The following is a 15,096-nucleotide window of genomic DNA, read 5'->3' as shown; positions in this document are numbered from 1 at the left end:
TAACCATTGAATTCAACCAACCCATCCTCCCCCAAAAATGAGACCACTTCCTTCGGCGAATTATTAGAGAAGTGGGAATCGCAGTCACAAGCACAAGAACAAGAGAACTCCGCAGGAAAAGGCACCCTGATTGAAGGGACTGTAGTCGATGTCATCGGTGACACTGTTTTCCTTGATATTGGAGAAAAATTAGAAGCTCGTGTTTCTCGTGAAGACTTCTCTGAAACGCCAAAACGTGGTGAGAAAGTCAGTGCGATCATCAAAAAGCGGGTCGACGGGTATTGTGTCCTCTCCAAAAAGGAAGCGGACCAAAGAGTTGGTTGGGAAACCATCAAAGATGCAAGCCAAAACGGATACCCACTTTCGGGCAAAATTGTCGGTGAAGTGAAAAACAAAGGTTACCTCGTAGAAAGTGAAGGAATCCAATTATTCCTACCAGCTTCTCACGTAGGGGTTCGTTTTAAAGAATCCACTGAAGGTGGAAAAGAGTTTTCATTCAAAATCATCGAACTCAATGAAAAAACGAGAACTGGTGTTGTGTCTCGTAAAACCCTTCTCGACGAAATCAACGGCGAAAAGTGGGAAGAACTCCTTGGTAAAGTAAAAGTGGGAGACAAGGTAACTGGAAAGGTTGTGAAAATCGCCAATTTTGGTGTTTTCCTTTCTGTTTATGATGTAGTTGGTCTTCTCCGCCAAAACGATATCTCTTATAAAAAATTTGCTCCTTTCAAACAATACTTCAACATCGGTGCAGAAGTAGAAGTGATTGTCCTTGAAATTGATAAGGAAAACAATAAACTTTCCCTTGGCATCAAACAGTTGTATGAAGATCCATGGGCTTGGGCGAAAAAAGAACTCGAAAAAGGTATGGTTGTAAGAGGAATCGTTACTTCTCTTACCAACTTCGGAGCTTTCGTAGAACTCAAAGAAGGTTTAGAAGGACTCATCCATACAACTGAACTTTCTTGGGCTAAAAAACCACCACATCCAAAAGATGTTTTGAAAAAAGGCCAAGAAGTTGACTCTGAAATTTTAGACATTGATTTCGAAGCAAGACGTTTGTCTCTCGGACTCAAACAACTCCTTCCTAACCCTTGGGAAGCTCTTTCTGCGAACGTTCGTGCAGGGAATGTTCTCGAAGGTAAAATCACAGGGATCACAAAATACGGTGCTTTCGTTGAAGTAGAAAGTGGAATCGAAGGACTCATTCATATCTCTGATATCACTTGGGATGAAAAAGAAAAGAACCCACTAAACCTCCTTAAAAAAGGCCAATCGGTTCAATACAAAATCCTAGATGTGAACTTAGATGCACAACGCATTAGCTGTGGATTAAAACAACTTTCTGAACACCCATACGAAGCACTTCGCAAAAAATACCCACCAGGTACTCTTGTAGAAGGTCGTGTGAAATCGATCGTTAGCTTTGGAGTGTTTGTGGAAGTAGAACCTGGTGGTTACGAAGGCCTTGTTCACATATCTGAAATCCCAGATGGTCGTAACATTAAGTTAGAAGACCTTTACAAAGTAGGTGATTCTGTTCGCACTGTTGTAGTTAAAATTGAACCTAACAACAAGAAGATTTCCCTCTCTATCAAAGACTTTGATAAAGCTGTAGAAAGAGAAGAGATGGCTAAATACATGAAGGAAGACAACCAACCTTCACGTGAATCCATCGGATCTTTTATGAATTTAAACCAAAACCGTTAGGTCCATGGATAAGTTTCATAAGAAGAACATCATCGAACAAAAAAAACAAGCCGAACTCATCGAAAAGGATGAGTTCGCTGATTTTGAAGGTTCAAAAGCGGAACTTGTTTTTTTAAAGTTCACTCATTTTTTATCTAAAAATCGTAAGTCTGTTTTTATCAGTCTTGCATCGGCTATCATTGTGTTAGCTGGTGTCATTGGCTTTTTTGAATACAGACAATATCTTTTTGAAAAAGAAACGGTTACCTTAGAAGACCTTAAGCTCACACACCAAAAAGCAAATGTTAGTTTGGATGCACAAATCCAAAGTTTAGAAGTATTTTTACAAAACCAAAGTACCGGTAGAATGGAACTTCGAGTTTGGAAAGACCTCTCTAAATTGTATGCTGAGAAAGGTGAGTTTGGGAAAGCAGCTTCTTACTTAGAAGATGCGGCAAAAAAAATCGACACTCCTAAAGAAATCAAAGCACTCTATTTCTATATTGCTGGTAATTACCGGGAACGGGAAAAAAACAACGCAAAGTCTTTAGAAAATTATAAAATCGCTGCAACCGTAGTAGAACCTGCTCGTGAACTCAATGGGTTTAAAGCATGGTCTTATTACCAAGCAGGTAGATTGTCGTATCTAACTGGAGACAAACAAGGGGCAAAACAATTCCTAGAAAAAGCACTCAAACTTGATGGTGCAGAATCTGGCGAAGATGTAAAACTCCTTGCAAGTTATTTACTCCTTAAACTCGGGAAAAACTAACCTATGTTAACTTTGGCTCTCCCGAAAGGTAGGCTTGCCGAAGAAACTGCTCTTCTTTTGAAATCCAAAGGATGGCTAAAAAACTTGCCATCTGAGGGTTCTAAAGAACTCACCTACGTCTCTGAAGACAAAAGAATCCGTCTATTATTTGTTAGATCACAAGATGTCTGCACCTATGTGGAAGAAGCCGCAGCGGATGCTGGGATTGTTGGTTGGGACATACTAAGGGAAGGTGGTTTTGACTTAATTGCACCTGTGGATCTCAAATTAGGTGCCTGTAGGTTATCTCTTGCTTCCTTCCCCGATTTTGATCTTTTTGCCAAACGTTCCAAAGTGCGAGTAGCAACCAAATACCCGAACCTCACTCGCGAATATTTTTTTTCCAAAGGCATTTCCTGCGAAATCATCAAACTTTATGGGTCGATTGAACTTGCTCCCATTGTAGGACTTTCCGATTGTATCGTCGACCTAGTTTCCACTGGGGGAACCTTAAAAGCCAATGGACTGAAAGAATTTGAGTCGATTTTGTATAGTACAGCCCGTTTGGTCAGCAATCGTTCCTCTTTTTATCACAAACATGCCGAATTACGGTCTCTTATCGAGAGCCTAGAAAATTAAAATATTGTTTTCACATCGGATTTCCAAAACATAGTAAAAACCAGTTATAATTCCATAGAGGATAGCCATGGCAGTCCCAAAGAGACGTAAATCAAAATCGAAAGTTAGAACAAAAAGAGCCCATCACGCGATTGGCAAACCTAACTTAAACCCGTGTTCCAATTGTGGATCATTTGTTCTTTCCCACCGTGTATGCCCTTATTGCGGTTTTTATAAGGGTAAACTCGTAGTCGCTCAAAAAGTTAAAAAAACGACCGAAGATAACTAACCGTCATGTGGGTCGCCGTGGACGCGATGAGCGGAGATTACGGCCCTGAAGGTATCGTCGAGGGCGCGGTACTGGCAGTACGAGAATTCGGACTGTCTGTCTCGCTCGTTGGCGATGAACAAGAGTTACTTGATATCCTGTTAAAATTCGATTATGACACTGAAAAAATCCGTGTCATACATTCTACTGAGATCATCGGTATGAATGATTCTCCATCCATAGCAGTCCGCGCTATGGAGGATTCTTCCGTAGTAAAAGCAGTTCGTTTAGTAGCAGACAAAGAATGTATCGGTGTGTTTTCTCCTGGAAACACTGGCGCTACTATGGCCGCTGCATTATTACACCTCGGTCGCCTACCTGGCGTTTTACGACCACCCATTGCCGCTCACATTCCTAGAGAGGAAGGTCCCCCCGTACTTCTGTTAGACGCTGGTGCGAATGTTGACTGCAAACCAGAATACCTAGCACAATTTGCCGTTATGGGTGAAATTTATGCAAAGGAACTGTTTGGTATCAAAAATCCTAAAGTCGGAATCCTATCAAATGGGGAAGAAGATAAAAAAGGAAATACTGTTTCTGTCAAAACCTTTGATCTCTTAAAAAAAATTCCCTTTAACTTTGTCGGTAATGTAGAAGGCCGTGATTTGTATGGCAGTGGAAGAGAAGTAGATGTTGTCGTATGTGATGGTTTTATTGGAAACATAGTCTTAAAAGCCACTGAAGGCCTTGCAAAATCGATATTTAATGTTTTACGAAATTCTATTAGACAATCAAGTCTTGCCCAAACGGGTGCACTTCTTTTAAAATCCACATTTACTGCTGTGAAAAAAAGATTAGATTACGCAGAATATGGCGGCGCACTTCTGTTAGGTGTAGAAGGGATTTGTATGATTGGACATGGTTCTTCCAATGCACTTGCTGTAAAAAATGCAGTGAGAGTGATCTCTGAGTGCGCCAAACATGGAATCAACGAAAGGATACGTGAACGATTGGGAGAATACAAAAATATTTTAGGGGATTCTCACTAAATCGATAGAAGAAATTTAATTGAATCGAGAGTTTTGAATGCGTATGTAGATACACCTTGAAGCAAACGTTAGTTGGATTGACGATGAGGTTTTGAAAGCATTTGTTTTCATTTATTTGATTTGTTTAGTAAATTGTTTAGGAATTAGAAAAAAAGAGGAACAAAAAATGATCAGTTTATCAGGGAAAACAGCCATTGTAACAGGTGGTGCAAGAGGAATCGGAAAGGCAACTTGTTTGAAACTTGCATCTCTAGGTGCAAACATCGTTGTCGCAGATATGAACCCAGAAGCAACCAATGCAACTGCGGAAGAACTCAAATCCAAAGGTTACAAGGCGATTGCTGTCGTTGCCAACGTATCTGTGGAAGAAGATGCTCAAAAACTAATTGATACAGCAAAAAAAGAATTTGGATCTGTTGACATCCTTGTGAATAACGCTGGTATCACTCGTGATACTCTCCTTATGAGAATGAAAAAAGAGCAGTGGGATGCGGTGATTGCTGTAAACCTAACTGGGACTTATCTCTGTACACAAGCAGCGATCAAAGTGATGATGAAACAAGAAAATGGTGGATCCATCATTAACTTATCTTCTATCTCTGGCGAAAACGGAAACATTGGACAAACAAATTACTCTGCTTCCAAAGCAGGTGTGATTGGATTTACAAAAGCTGTGGCTCTTGAGATGGCATCTAGAAAAGTTCGTTGTAACGCGATTGCTCCAGGATTTATTGCAACGGAAATGACGGAAGCGATTCCAGAAAACATCAGACATGGTATGGTACAAGCAATTCCATTAAAACGTGCTGGTCTTCCTGAAGACATCGCAAATGGCATTGCCTTCCTTGCTTCCGATGCATCTTCCTTTATCACAGGTCATATCCTTGATATCAATGGTGGTGGATTTTTGCCTGGTGGCGGTCACTAAAAAGAAGGATTTTTTCCATCCACTTGGGGTTCCTTACATCTCAAGTGGAGTCATTTCTCATCAACTTTCGGACCAATTTCACTTTATTTCACCTATAGAAAGGGGAAATAATGCGAACAGACCAAAAACTTTACCAAATTCTAGAAAAAGCCCATATTGATACGAAAATCGCAGTTGAAATCCAAGATTGGATCGTTGATACTATTGAAGAGAAACGAGACCAAGGGTTCACCAATATGCAAGAAACAAAGATTCTTCCTATGTACCAAGAAGTGAGAACTGGCTTTGATTCCATTCGTTACGAACTGAACCTTCGTTTCGAATCCATGCAATCGACTATGGACGCCCGATTTGAATCCATTGATAAAAGGTTGGATTCCATCAACTTTACCATTCGAATTTTGGGAATCCCTATCGTGGGGGCAACCATTGGTGGATTAGGTGTGATTTTTTTGCAAATTTATGAACGATTGTTCGGCTAAACCATCAGATTCCGAATGGAAATCGTTTGATTGACTTCCTACTTTTTGTTCGACTTTTTCGATTGGTAAGAGAAGGCTCTTGGGATTTCCATAGTATACGCGATCCCTTCAAATTTTTCATCAAAAAATTCTAATTCATTTAATACTTCAATGACTTCGGGTAAGTTTTTTTTAGGGATGAGTAAATTCGCAACTTCCCTTGCAGGAGTAAATATACTTTCTGAATTTCCTGTATGTGCCATACGTTTCAGTGAAATTGTAGAACTTGTGACTCCCACTTTTCGCAGAGCACTTGTTACAAATTCCATCGATTCTTCTTTACAATTCAAAACAAGGTTTACTCCCTCAAAATAGTTTCTATGTCTAAGAGAAATTCTAAATTGATTCGATTTTTTTCTCCATTCCATATTCCCGTATAACTGATCCAATGCGGAAATAATTTGGTCCATACTCGCGGCTTGTTTTGGGCCTTCTAAACTCACCTTTGTATTGAGTAATCCATGACCAACAGGGAATTCAAAAATAAACCCCCTGCCAGGTAAATCCAATCGACCAACTTCAATCATAAAATCTAAAACATGTTCGATATCGGAAGAGTGTACGATGAGTTTAAGGATTTCCTTTTCTTTTGGAATTGTAATCCGAAGTAATCCCAATCGGTCTCGTAACCCAGTTCCTGTACCATAACTGATAGTAGGAACAGCAATCCCATTTTGTAAAACCAACCTAGCGATCGGTTCTGCAGATCCTCTTGGTAAAACACAAAAAATTCCAGTTAGCCCAGTGAATCCAATTGGTTTTTTAATTTCTTGTGAAGTATGAATGTAAAAATGATGGTTGGCCGAAATGAGGTCGATGGATTCGGAATAAACACTTCCATGACCAGGTATATTTAATTCAGCAGCATCACGTATCATTGAGATAAGAAAATTTTCAGCACTTTCTTCGCAGATGATTTCTATAATCGAAACTGGCATATCAATGATGGCATGATTTTGGTAAAAATCAAAAAACCATAATCCTCGTTTAGCGAGAACAGGGTATCTACCAGGTTCAATTTGATAGTATAAGACACCTTGGTTTTTTAGTGTTGTGACAACTGATTCTGTTAAATCTCTGTGTACAATTGTTGTGATTCGTGAAGTTTTACGTTTCATGATCTTATTTTGTTTTTGATTCTGAATCATTTAAGGAAAGTTTGCGGGAATTTTCTACGATGATGCCCATAATGAGTACTGATAAAATCGGAAAAGCAGAAGCACATGCTAAAATACCGAATCCATCAACTGTTCCCAATTGATTTCCAATTCCTAGGCCCATTGCAATGATAAGAGGGACTGTGATAGGGCCAGTTGTAACACCTGCACTATCCCAAGCAATTTCGATAAATTCTGATTTACTAACAGTATTTAATATTAATAAAAAAATATAGATTGGAACTAAAATCCAAATCAGTGGGATTTCCAATACAATTTTTAATATACCTGTTAATGTACCAAAACCAACACCAATCGCAACGGATTGGATGAGTAAAGATTTTCGAAAGGTTCCTACGGTTGTTTCTTCCACAGCATTTCCTAACGCTGATAAAGCAGGTTCGGCCAAGGTTGCACTATATCCCAATACAAAAGCAAATGCTAATACAATGACATAACCAAGAAGGTTGTCTTCTTTTCCAAAAATAGGTCCATGAATAGGGATGTATTCATAAACCTTGTTAGTTGGGTTCCAATTTTCTTCGTGGTATGGAATTCCGGAATATAATTTTCTCTCTTTTAAATAAAAGAATTTTTCCTCTTTTCCTTCTTCATTCACTGCCGTGTATACAGATTTTGGATTAAAATTTTTGATGAATTTGATGGAGTCAGTAAGTTCAATTGAACGGAATGTGGAAGGAAGTTTCCCTCCTACTTGGTCTCCCAATTGATTCAATCCAAACATGATCCCAAAATTAAAAATAGTAAGTCCTAAAATCGAAAACACAATTCCAAGTTGTACTTCTTCGGGGTAAGCAATTTTTTCTTTGAGGATAAAGTATAAAAACAAAATCAAAAATATGGACAATGGTAGAATTGCGCGCAGTGCCAATCGGAATGCATTCGCCACTTTAGTTGGAAATTCTTTGGCTGTTGTACTTTGTTTGGATTGAGATTGATTTACTGTTTTTTGTCTTTGGAATTGATTCGCTTTATTTCCTAATAAAAAATTGGATTGTTCTGAATGGATTCCTTGTTTGAAAAATTCCATTTCGGTCATCGGTTTTGGTACTTTGTTCGAAAAATAAATCCCAACCAAAAACACAGCTAAAATTGGGAATAGGGATGCTAAGGTCACAACACCATAGGCACTACTTTGTTCATTTTTTTCAGATACCTTGGAGATTCCGATTCCCAATGCGACAACAAGTGGTACAGTTACAGGGCCTGTTGTAACAGCACCCGAATCCCAAGCAAGACCAGAAATATGTTGTAAGTTTTCATCAAAATAAGCGTAAATACTGACAGCTAACAAAAGTAAAATGGAAGGCACTAAGATTTTCGAAAGTGAAAATCCATATAAAAACCGAAACATTCCAATCACTACAGAGATACCAACTCCAATGGCGATGGAAAAATATAAAGTGTCTGAACCTCCATTGAGGAGATAATAGAGTAAAGGTGCATCCCAAGGTGCAACTTTACTTCCACATGCTTTTAAAATGGCAATCGCTGGTTCTGCTAATGTTGCCCCCATTCCCAGAAGGACAGAAAAAATCATAATGCTAAACATACCTAATTTTTGAGGTAATTTTAATCCCAAGGCTTCTCCAAGGGGCATCAGTCCTAAAAATAATCCTTCGAGAAAAAAAGTAAGACCTAAGATGACTGCACAAATTCCAATCGTGATGATCCCTGCTTCTTTGATTGGGATTCTTAAGACCAATAATTGGAAAACGGAAAGGTACAAAACAATCCAAATAACAGATTTAAATTGATTCCAAATTTTTTTTTGGAGGTAAGGTAGTATTAAAGCGAGTGCTTCTCGAAAACCAATATGTATTGCTTCTTCTTTTTCATTCCTTGCCATAAAGACAAACTGTCAGACAAAAACATTTTTGAAAAGGGAATTTAAGCGAGAAAAGAATGTCTCTTGGTGTGAACCAAGAGACGAAAGTGTAAACTGGGAAAAATTTTAATACTTGTAAGCTTTATCTTCTTGGATGAATTTTTTTGATGTGGTGGCTTGTAAATTCACTGGAGCCGGTTTGACTCTACTGATCGCACTTCCAACATTTCCAGAATTTGAAATTTGTGGATTGTAACCAAAGACACTCACTGAAGCCAAATCTGTCCTCCACTTAAAATCACTTGGAACTTGGTTCGTATTATTGTCTGGATGAGAAGCAACGAGAGGCGTCCACTCCACAAGAGACCCATCATAATAAGCAGTTGGGTATCCAAGGATATTGAGTGCCGCAAATCCATTCACTTGTGCTTCAAAATTGGTTCTACATTGGCTGATCACAGTGGAACCTGCAACATATCCTTTGTTTGCAAAGATATTAGCTAATGCTGATTTTGATTTGTAACGATAACCATTGTTAAATGCTGTCGCGGTTACACCAGATGTATTCCCTGAATCAGGGATCCCTTCAAATAGGGCAAGCCATGGAAAGGTGACTGCTCCTTTGATATTCCCTTCAAATGGCACATAGGTTTTTCCAGCAGTGTTTGCTGAGTTTGTATCCCCACTTGCTCCCCAAACAACAGGCGCACCGGCAGAATCATAACCAGTTGTAATGTATTGAGAGGTATCAGCATTCACTCCAGCAGACCTACCAGATCCAAATTGTGTAGAGGGTCTTGCATCAATCAGAAATTGTGTATTTGTAATCCCAAATACATTGGAAGTTGTTAGATTGTTTTTTGCAATTTCATAGACATCTTCCAAACCAAGTGTAATTGCAGTATTGTCCACACGCAATTGGCGCACACTGAATGTTCCTTTGGTAGTTGGTAATGTTGATTTTGATGTACTCGTTTGTGCCGATTGAATCAAATTGTTGGTGATATTGTACCGTAAATTTCCATTCAATATGGCTAAGTGTTTTATATCCACTCCCCAATACCGTAACCAATAGAATCCTCTTGTGATGTCTTGGATGGCACCCGCAACTGTGGCAGTTGCTGCTCCTGGATCAGCACTAACAGTAGTTCCATTCCCCGTACCAGCAGCAAACACAACTAAATCTTTTGTTGGATCAATATTGTAAGTGTTTAACCAATCATCCACAAACGTTCCATTGGCTTGGTAACGGATGGAATTATTGAATAATCCTGAGTCACGAGTTTGGTTAAACCGAAATCCACCAGAGGGAAGGTCTGGTGTTGTGTAATCATTTAACAAATAAACATAAACACCGGAAGATGGATCTGATTTGATGTATGCATTATGGCCATCACCCGAAACACGGTTTGCGGCATCTGTTTGTAAGACCACAAGTTTCCCTGTAATCCCAGATGGTCGATTTGTTTGCCAGTTGCTCACCCAAGAATTTAAAGTGGAACCTGTGATGAGTCCCCATTTGTTCTCATTATAGTCAGCAGAAGATTCATTTGTGAGATCAGATACTGTATTCACTCGGATCTGATTGGCAGCCAAAACGAGTAAGCCTGCGAGTAATGAATCGTTATTCTCTTCTTTTTTTTCTGTACAAAATAAGAAAGAAGAAAGTAGGAAGAGGGAAGTGAAGGTTTTTGTCCATTTCCGAATCATGGGAGTCTCCTAAAAAAGTTATTTCTTAGGGTTGATTTCGGATTCCTATCCTGGTTCGGGAAGTAAGTTCCGTTATAGTGGAGCATAATTCCGTTAAAATGGAACAATTGGTTGGAAATCAGGGCAAGATATTGCCATCTCCCGGAATCTAAGACAGAATGGTTCTTTTTTCCGTGTTTATTTTGATAGAGAACCTATTAATGGATGTTAGGTGATGTAAGAACGATGTCAAAGGTTTCAAGAGGAAAATAATCTATTTAGACTTGCCAAAAATTCCGACAATTTCATTTTAAAAAAACGCTAGGCGTACATATATACCTGGCGGAAAACGATTTAACACTTGCCCCACTGTTCACAGTGGCCTGGAGGATATAAAATGGCAGATTTCGAAAAAATTAAGTCAATCATCGTAGAACAACTTGGTGTTGATGAATCAGAAGTTACACCTGAAGCTCACTTCATCAATGATCTTGGTGCTGACTCTCTTGACACAGTTGAACTAGTGATGGCTCTTGAAGAAGAGTTTGGTGTGGAAATTTCTGATGAAGACGCAGAAAAAATCCAAACCGTAGGCGATGTAATTAAATTCATCGATAAACTTAAGGGGTAATTCCCAATCCAAAAACCGGGTTCCCCGCATAGAGGAACCCGGATCTTTTTCCCTTGTCCCATTCCATTCGCATCAAACTTTCTCCTGAAAGAATCACCTCTCTAAAAGAACTACAATCCCTTACGAATACAAGTTTTAAGGATGTTTCTCTTCTCCACCTAGCCTTTGTTCATAGGTCCTTTGCAAATGAGGATTCGGATCGGTATTTATCTGACAATGAACGATTGGAATTTTTAGGTGACTCGGTCCTTGGGATCTTGGCTGCTGAATACCTTTATAAATCATTACCTAAGGGCAAAGAAGGAATCCTTGCGAAACTCAAAAGCAAAATGGTATCTGCACCTGCCATTGCAAAATTGTCACGTATCTACCGCTTCCCTGATTTTTTGTTATTGGGAAAGGGTGAAAAGGAAAAGGGGGAAGTGAATTTAAATTTACAAGCAGATTGTTTTGAAGCCTTCTTAGGTGCACTATATCTAGACCAAGGTTTAAACAGTTGTCGGATCTTTTTAACTCCACATTTCCAAACCATGGAAAAAAAAGTAGAGTCAGCAGAAGAAACAAAAGATTACAAAACCATTTTACAAGAATATTGCCAAAAAAAATGGAAAAAATTACCAGAGTATGTTTTATTGAAAGAAGAAGGGCCTGACCACGATAAAGAATTTTCTGTATCGGTTTCGTGTGAAAATCATTTTCAAACAACGGGTGATGGAAAGAATAAACGGAGAGCCGAACAAATGGCCGCAAAATCAGCTCTGCGTGTTTTGAACTTATTATGATCGATTTTTTACTCAAATCAAAATCCATGCGAGTCCGGGTAGCCGCACTCATCCAAGATCCCAAAGGCAAAATTTTACTCGTACAACAGCAAAAAAAACAATCTGGGTATTGGTTACTCCCTGGTGGGGGAATTGAATTTGGTGAATCTGGAGAAGAGGCTCTCAAACGAGAACTTCGAGAAGAATTGTCTCTCGAAGTAAGTCACACTGAATTTTTATTATTAAATGAGTCCATTGATCCCAATAAAAAAAGACACCTGATACAAATTGTATTTTTAACAAAGGTAAAAGAACTTTTGCCAGTACTCAATGCGAAAGAAAAAGCCATATCAGGTTTTGGTTATTTCACTCCCAAAGAAATTTTGTCCATGGATTTACGACCTGATATAAAACATTTCTTTCGGACTAAAAGCACAAATAAACCTAGATATATTTCAAGCCCATGGGTGAATGAACCATGAAGTTATCAGAACGAGAAGTCGTCGGTTCAGGATTTGTTTACCCTGTCGAATTACATGAAGACTTTGTTGGTCTTTCTGAAAAACTTAAAGATCTCAAAAAAATTTCACATGTTTTTGTTCTCACAAGCCGTGAAATCGCAGGCATTTACGAAAAGTATTTAATCAAAGAACTCAAAAACAGCTCTCTTCCTTTTTCCTTTATCTACTTAAAATCCGGTGAAAAAAACAAACACATTGACCGCGTCAAAAAAGTGTACCACCAACTCATTGAAGCCGATGCTGATCGCAATGCGGTGATCATTGCCTTTGGTGGCGGAGTGGTGGGTGATTTTGCTGGTTTTATCGCTGCTACCTACCAGAGAGGGATTCGGTTCATCCAAGTACCTACGACCTTACTTGCCTGTGTGGATTCTTCTGTAGGTGGAAAGGTCGCAGTAAATGTTGATTCAGGTAAAAACATGGTGGGTGCATTTTACCAACCACAATTTGTTTTTGCTCCCCTTTTTACACTCTCTACCTTACCAAAAAAAGAATGGAGTTGTGGTCTTGCAGAAGTGGTCAAACATTCCTTTTTAGATGGTGGGAATTTTTTTGAAACACTTTCCAAATCCAAACGTTCTGATTTTTTTGAAAAGTCAGATATCCTGCGTTATGCGATCGAAGAATCAGTACGAGTGAAGTCATCAATAGTTTCCCAAGATGAAAAAGAATCAGGATTACGTGCCGTCCTCAATTTAGGACACACAACCGGCCATGCAATTGAATCCCTCACACTTTACAAAAAATATTCGCATGGAGAGGCAGTTTCTGTAGGTCTTGTAACTGCATTATTATTATCAAAAGAGTTAGTTGGTTTTTCTGAATCCAACTTCCAAAAAGCGATTTCACTCATGTCCCAATTAGAATTACCAACTGTATTGGAAGAAAAACCTGATTTGGTTTTGAAACACATGGAACATGATAAAAAAAAGGATGGGAATACTTTAAAGTTTGTTCTCTTGGAAGACTTCGGTAAACCAAAGTTTGGTGTTCCTGTTGAAAGGAAACAAATTCTCGAAATATTGAAACGCCATAAAGGAATCAAACTCAATGGGTAGTGGAAGTATAAAAGAATTTTATTTAGATCTCAATCCATTAACTCTACTTAAAAATAGTAATAGAGAGTTTGCTGAAACACTCATTTTATTTGCGTACATGGTTGTGTTTGCTGTGATTTGTTACAAAATCACAATGTTCCTTGTTGAGAGAATCAAACCGGCTCTCGACCCAGTACATGAATACAATCGAAGGAAAGTAGCAAGGATGGGTTTTTTACTCGTTTTTGCGATCGCCTATTTACCTATCATTTTTTCGAGTTTATCACTTCTTCCAACCGTGCTTGGTCTTGCAGGCGCAGGGATTGTGATCTCACTGAAAGAAGTATGGCTCAACATGGTTGGTTGGTTTATGATCATGGGTGCCAATGGATTTAAAGTGGGCGATCGGATTGAAATCGATACGATCAAAGGTGATGTTGTTAATATTGGTTTTTTTAAGTTTACCTTACTTGAGATTGCACAAGACCCAAGATTTGAACAATCGACAAATCGACTGATTCATTTCCCTAATTATAATATAGTTTTACATCGTTTTTTTATCGTATCCGAAACTATGGATTTTGTTTGGGATGAGTTTCGTGTATACTTGGAACTAAGATCCAATTGGGAAAAAGCAGAAAAAATTTGTACTCAAATTTTACATGAAGAGTTGGTATTAGCTCCAGAATTAGTAGAATCCAAAATCCGAGAGATGTCGAAGAACTATCTCGTGAGACTTGGTAAAACAACACCAATTGTTTACACATCATTGGAACCAGAAGGAACGATTTTAATGTGTTTGCGTTATCTTACTCCAATTCGTTCCAAACGATTGAATCGAATCTTAATCTCAAAAGAAATCTTAACAAAATTTAGAGAAGAAAATGACATCTACATCTACACCCATTAAAGACAGTCCTGTTTGGATTTTTATTTCCCTTCTCTTGGTTATATTCCTAGGTGGATTTTTATTTGGACCATGCAAAGGAAGTAGTGAAAGACCAAATACAGTTCCTAAAGATGCAAGTTTTGATAAAAAAACAAATCACTACCAAATGATTGGAGAGGGTTATTTTCGTGAATGGTATGAAAACGGGAATTTAGTCGCCATTGTACCCATCGATGCTCTCGGTAAACCTGATGGCATAGGAAAAAAATTAAACTATATCGATGGAACCACCATTATGGAAGGAAAAATGGTGAATGGTGAGAGAGATGGACTCTGGAAATTCTATTTCTCAGATGGCAAAATGTATATAGAACAAAACTACAAAGCAGGTTACCGAAAAAAACAACTTTGGATCCAATCAGTTGAAATTGGAAATGAAAACGGAGCATACTTCCGTTACTACCGCAATGGCCGATTGAATGAAAAAGGATTCTTTGATGGAGGTCTCCGCACGGGCGATTGGGTGAGGTATTACCCAGATACAAAAGTAGAAGCCAAGGGCAGTTATTCAGAAGACAAAAAAATAGGTGAGTGGTTTTATTATTACCCTACCGGTGTGAAAGAAGCATCCGAATTGTATTCTGAATCAGGGGAGTTGATTTCGCGTAACACGTATTATCCGAACGGGAGCCTATGGTGTATTGTAAAACAAAACAAAACACCTGAATGTAATTGAAA

The 15,096-nt window shown here is 38.6% G+C and carries 16 protein-coding genes; 13 read left to right on the top strand and 3 right to left on the bottom strand.

Features of this window, described 5'->3' with window-relative positions; genetic code table 11:
• Window positions 1–6: 6 nt before the first annotated feature.
• The 7 genes from ND812_RS15475 to ND812_RS15445 all read left to right on the top strand — a co-directional run bounded on the left by ND812_RS15475 (window position 7) and on the right by ND812_RS15445 (window position 5,785).
• A complete protein-coding gene (locus tag ND812_RS15475) occupies window positions 7–1,710 on the top strand; it encodes a 30S ribosomal protein S1 (protein WP_265376279.1) in 1,704 nt (567 codons plus the stop codon).
• 4 nt (window positions 1,711–1,714) lie between these two features.
• Window positions 1,715–2,461 carry a tetratricopeptide repeat protein gene (locus ND812_RS15470; RefSeq protein WP_100726977.1) on the top strand — a complete coding sequence of 249 codons (747 nt, stop codon included), beginning with the start codon at window positions 1,715–1,717 and terminating at the stop codon, window positions 2,459–2,461.
• 3 nt (window positions 2,462–2,464) lie between these two features.
• A complete protein-coding gene (gene hisG / locus ND812_RS15465) occupies window positions 2,465–3,079 on the top strand; it encodes an ATP phosphoribosyltransferase (RefSeq protein ID WP_100721702.1) in 615 nt (204 codons plus the stop codon).
• A gap of 67 nt (window positions 3,080–3,146) precedes the next feature.
• The gene (gene rpmF, locus ND812_RS15460; protein WP_015679024.1) at window positions 3,147–3,347 is read left to right on the top strand and encodes a 50S ribosomal protein L32; all 201 of its coding nucleotides are present in this window, start codon (window positions 3,147–3,149) and stop codon (window positions 3,345–3,347) included.
• A gap of 5 nt (window positions 3,348–3,352) precedes the next feature.
• Window positions 3,353–4,375, top strand: coding sequence for a phosphate acyltransferase PlsX (gene plsX / locus ND812_RS15455; protein WP_265376278.1), 1,023 nt, complete (start codon window positions 3,353–3,355; stop codon window positions 4,373–4,375).
• A 166-nt stretch (window positions 4,376–4,541) separates the two neighbouring features.
• The gene (fabG, locus tag ND812_RS15450; RefSeq protein WP_100727124.1) at window positions 4,542–5,303 is read left to right on the top strand and encodes a 3-oxoacyl-ACP reductase FabG; all 762 of its coding nucleotides are present in this window, start codon (window positions 4,542–4,544) and stop codon (window positions 5,301–5,303) included.
• Window positions 5,304–5,413: 110 nt separating this feature from the next.
• On the top strand, window positions 5,414–5,785 hold the full coding sequence (locus tag ND812_RS15445; RefSeq protein ID WP_265376277.1) for a hypothetical protein: 372 nt from the start codon (window positions 5,414–5,416) through the stop codon (window positions 5,783–5,785).
• Between the two features lie 38 nt (window positions 5,786–5,823).
• On the opposite strand, the gene ND812_RS15440 is transcribed toward ND812_RS15445, so the two are convergent.
• The 3 genes from ND812_RS15440 to ND812_RS15430 form a co-directional block, all read right to left on the bottom strand.
• Entirely contained in the window at window positions 5,824–6,942 is a 1,119-nt protein-coding gene (locus tag ND812_RS15440) for a hypothetical protein (RefSeq protein ID WP_265376276.1), read from the bottom strand.
• Window positions 6,943–6,946: 4 nt separating this feature from the next.
• Window positions 6,947–8,851: a DUF1538 domain-containing protein gene (locus tag ND812_RS15435; RefSeq protein WP_265376275.1), complete on the bottom strand. Its 1,905-nt coding sequence runs from the start codon at window positions 8,849–8,851 to the stop codon at window positions 6,947–6,949.
• Window positions 8,852–8,956: 105 nt separating this feature from the next.
• Complete coding sequence (locus ND812_RS15430; RefSeq protein ID WP_265376274.1) at window positions 8,957–10,540, bottom strand: sulfurtransferase; 1,584 nt, start codon at window positions 10,538–10,540, stop codon at window positions 8,957–8,959.
• A gap of 376 nt (window positions 10,541–10,916) precedes the next feature.
• On the opposite strand from ND812_RS15430, the gene acpP reads away from it, so the two are divergent.
• The 6 genes from acpP to ND812_RS15400 are packed head-to-tail and all read left to right on the top strand — an operon-like array spanning window position 10,917 to window position 15,094.
• Complete coding sequence (gene acpP / locus ND812_RS15425; RefSeq protein ID WP_002974954.1) at window positions 10,917–11,150, top strand: acyl carrier protein; 234 nt, start codon at window positions 10,917–10,919, stop codon at window positions 11,148–11,150.
• Window positions 11,151–11,203: 53 nt separating this feature from the next.
• Complete coding sequence (gene rnc / locus ND812_RS15420; RefSeq protein WP_265376273.1) at window positions 11,204–11,932, top strand: ribonuclease III; 729 nt, start codon at window positions 11,204–11,206, stop codon at window positions 11,930–11,932.
• Complete coding sequence (locus ND812_RS15415; RefSeq protein WP_372487286.1) at window positions 11,932–12,393, top strand: NUDIX hydrolase; 462 nt, start codon at window positions 11,932–11,934, stop codon at window positions 12,391–12,393. Before rnc ends, ND812_RS15415 begins: the two co-directional genes overlap by 1 nt.
• Entirely contained in the window at window positions 12,390–13,490 is a 1,101-nt protein-coding gene (gene aroB / locus ND812_RS15410) for a 3-dehydroquinate synthase (protein WP_265376272.1), read from the top strand. The genes ND812_RS15415 and aroB overlap by 4 nt, the downstream gene beginning before the upstream one ends.
• On the top strand, window positions 13,483–14,379 hold the full coding sequence (locus tag ND812_RS15405) for a mechanosensitive ion channel family protein (RefSeq protein WP_265376271.1): 897 nt from the start codon (window positions 13,483–13,485) through the stop codon (window positions 14,377–14,379). The genes aroB and ND812_RS15405 overlap by 8 nt, the downstream gene beginning before the upstream one ends.
• Window positions 14,354–15,094 carry a toxin-antitoxin system YwqK family antitoxin gene (locus ND812_RS15400; protein WP_265376270.1) on the top strand — a complete coding sequence of 247 codons (741 nt, stop codon included), beginning with the start codon at window positions 14,354–14,356 and terminating at the stop codon, window positions 15,092–15,094. Before ND812_RS15405 ends, ND812_RS15400 begins: the two co-directional genes overlap by 26 nt.
• The last annotated feature ends 2 nt before the right edge of the window (window positions 15,095–15,096 follow it).

This window comes from Leptospira limi (genome assembly GCF_026151395.1).
GTDB classification, from domain to species: Bacteria; Spirochaetota; Leptospiria; order Leptospirales; family Leptospiraceae; genus Leptospira_A; species Leptospira_A limi.
Note: the sequence above shows the minus strand (reverse complement) of the source record. Positions and strands in the feature narration are given on the sequence as shown.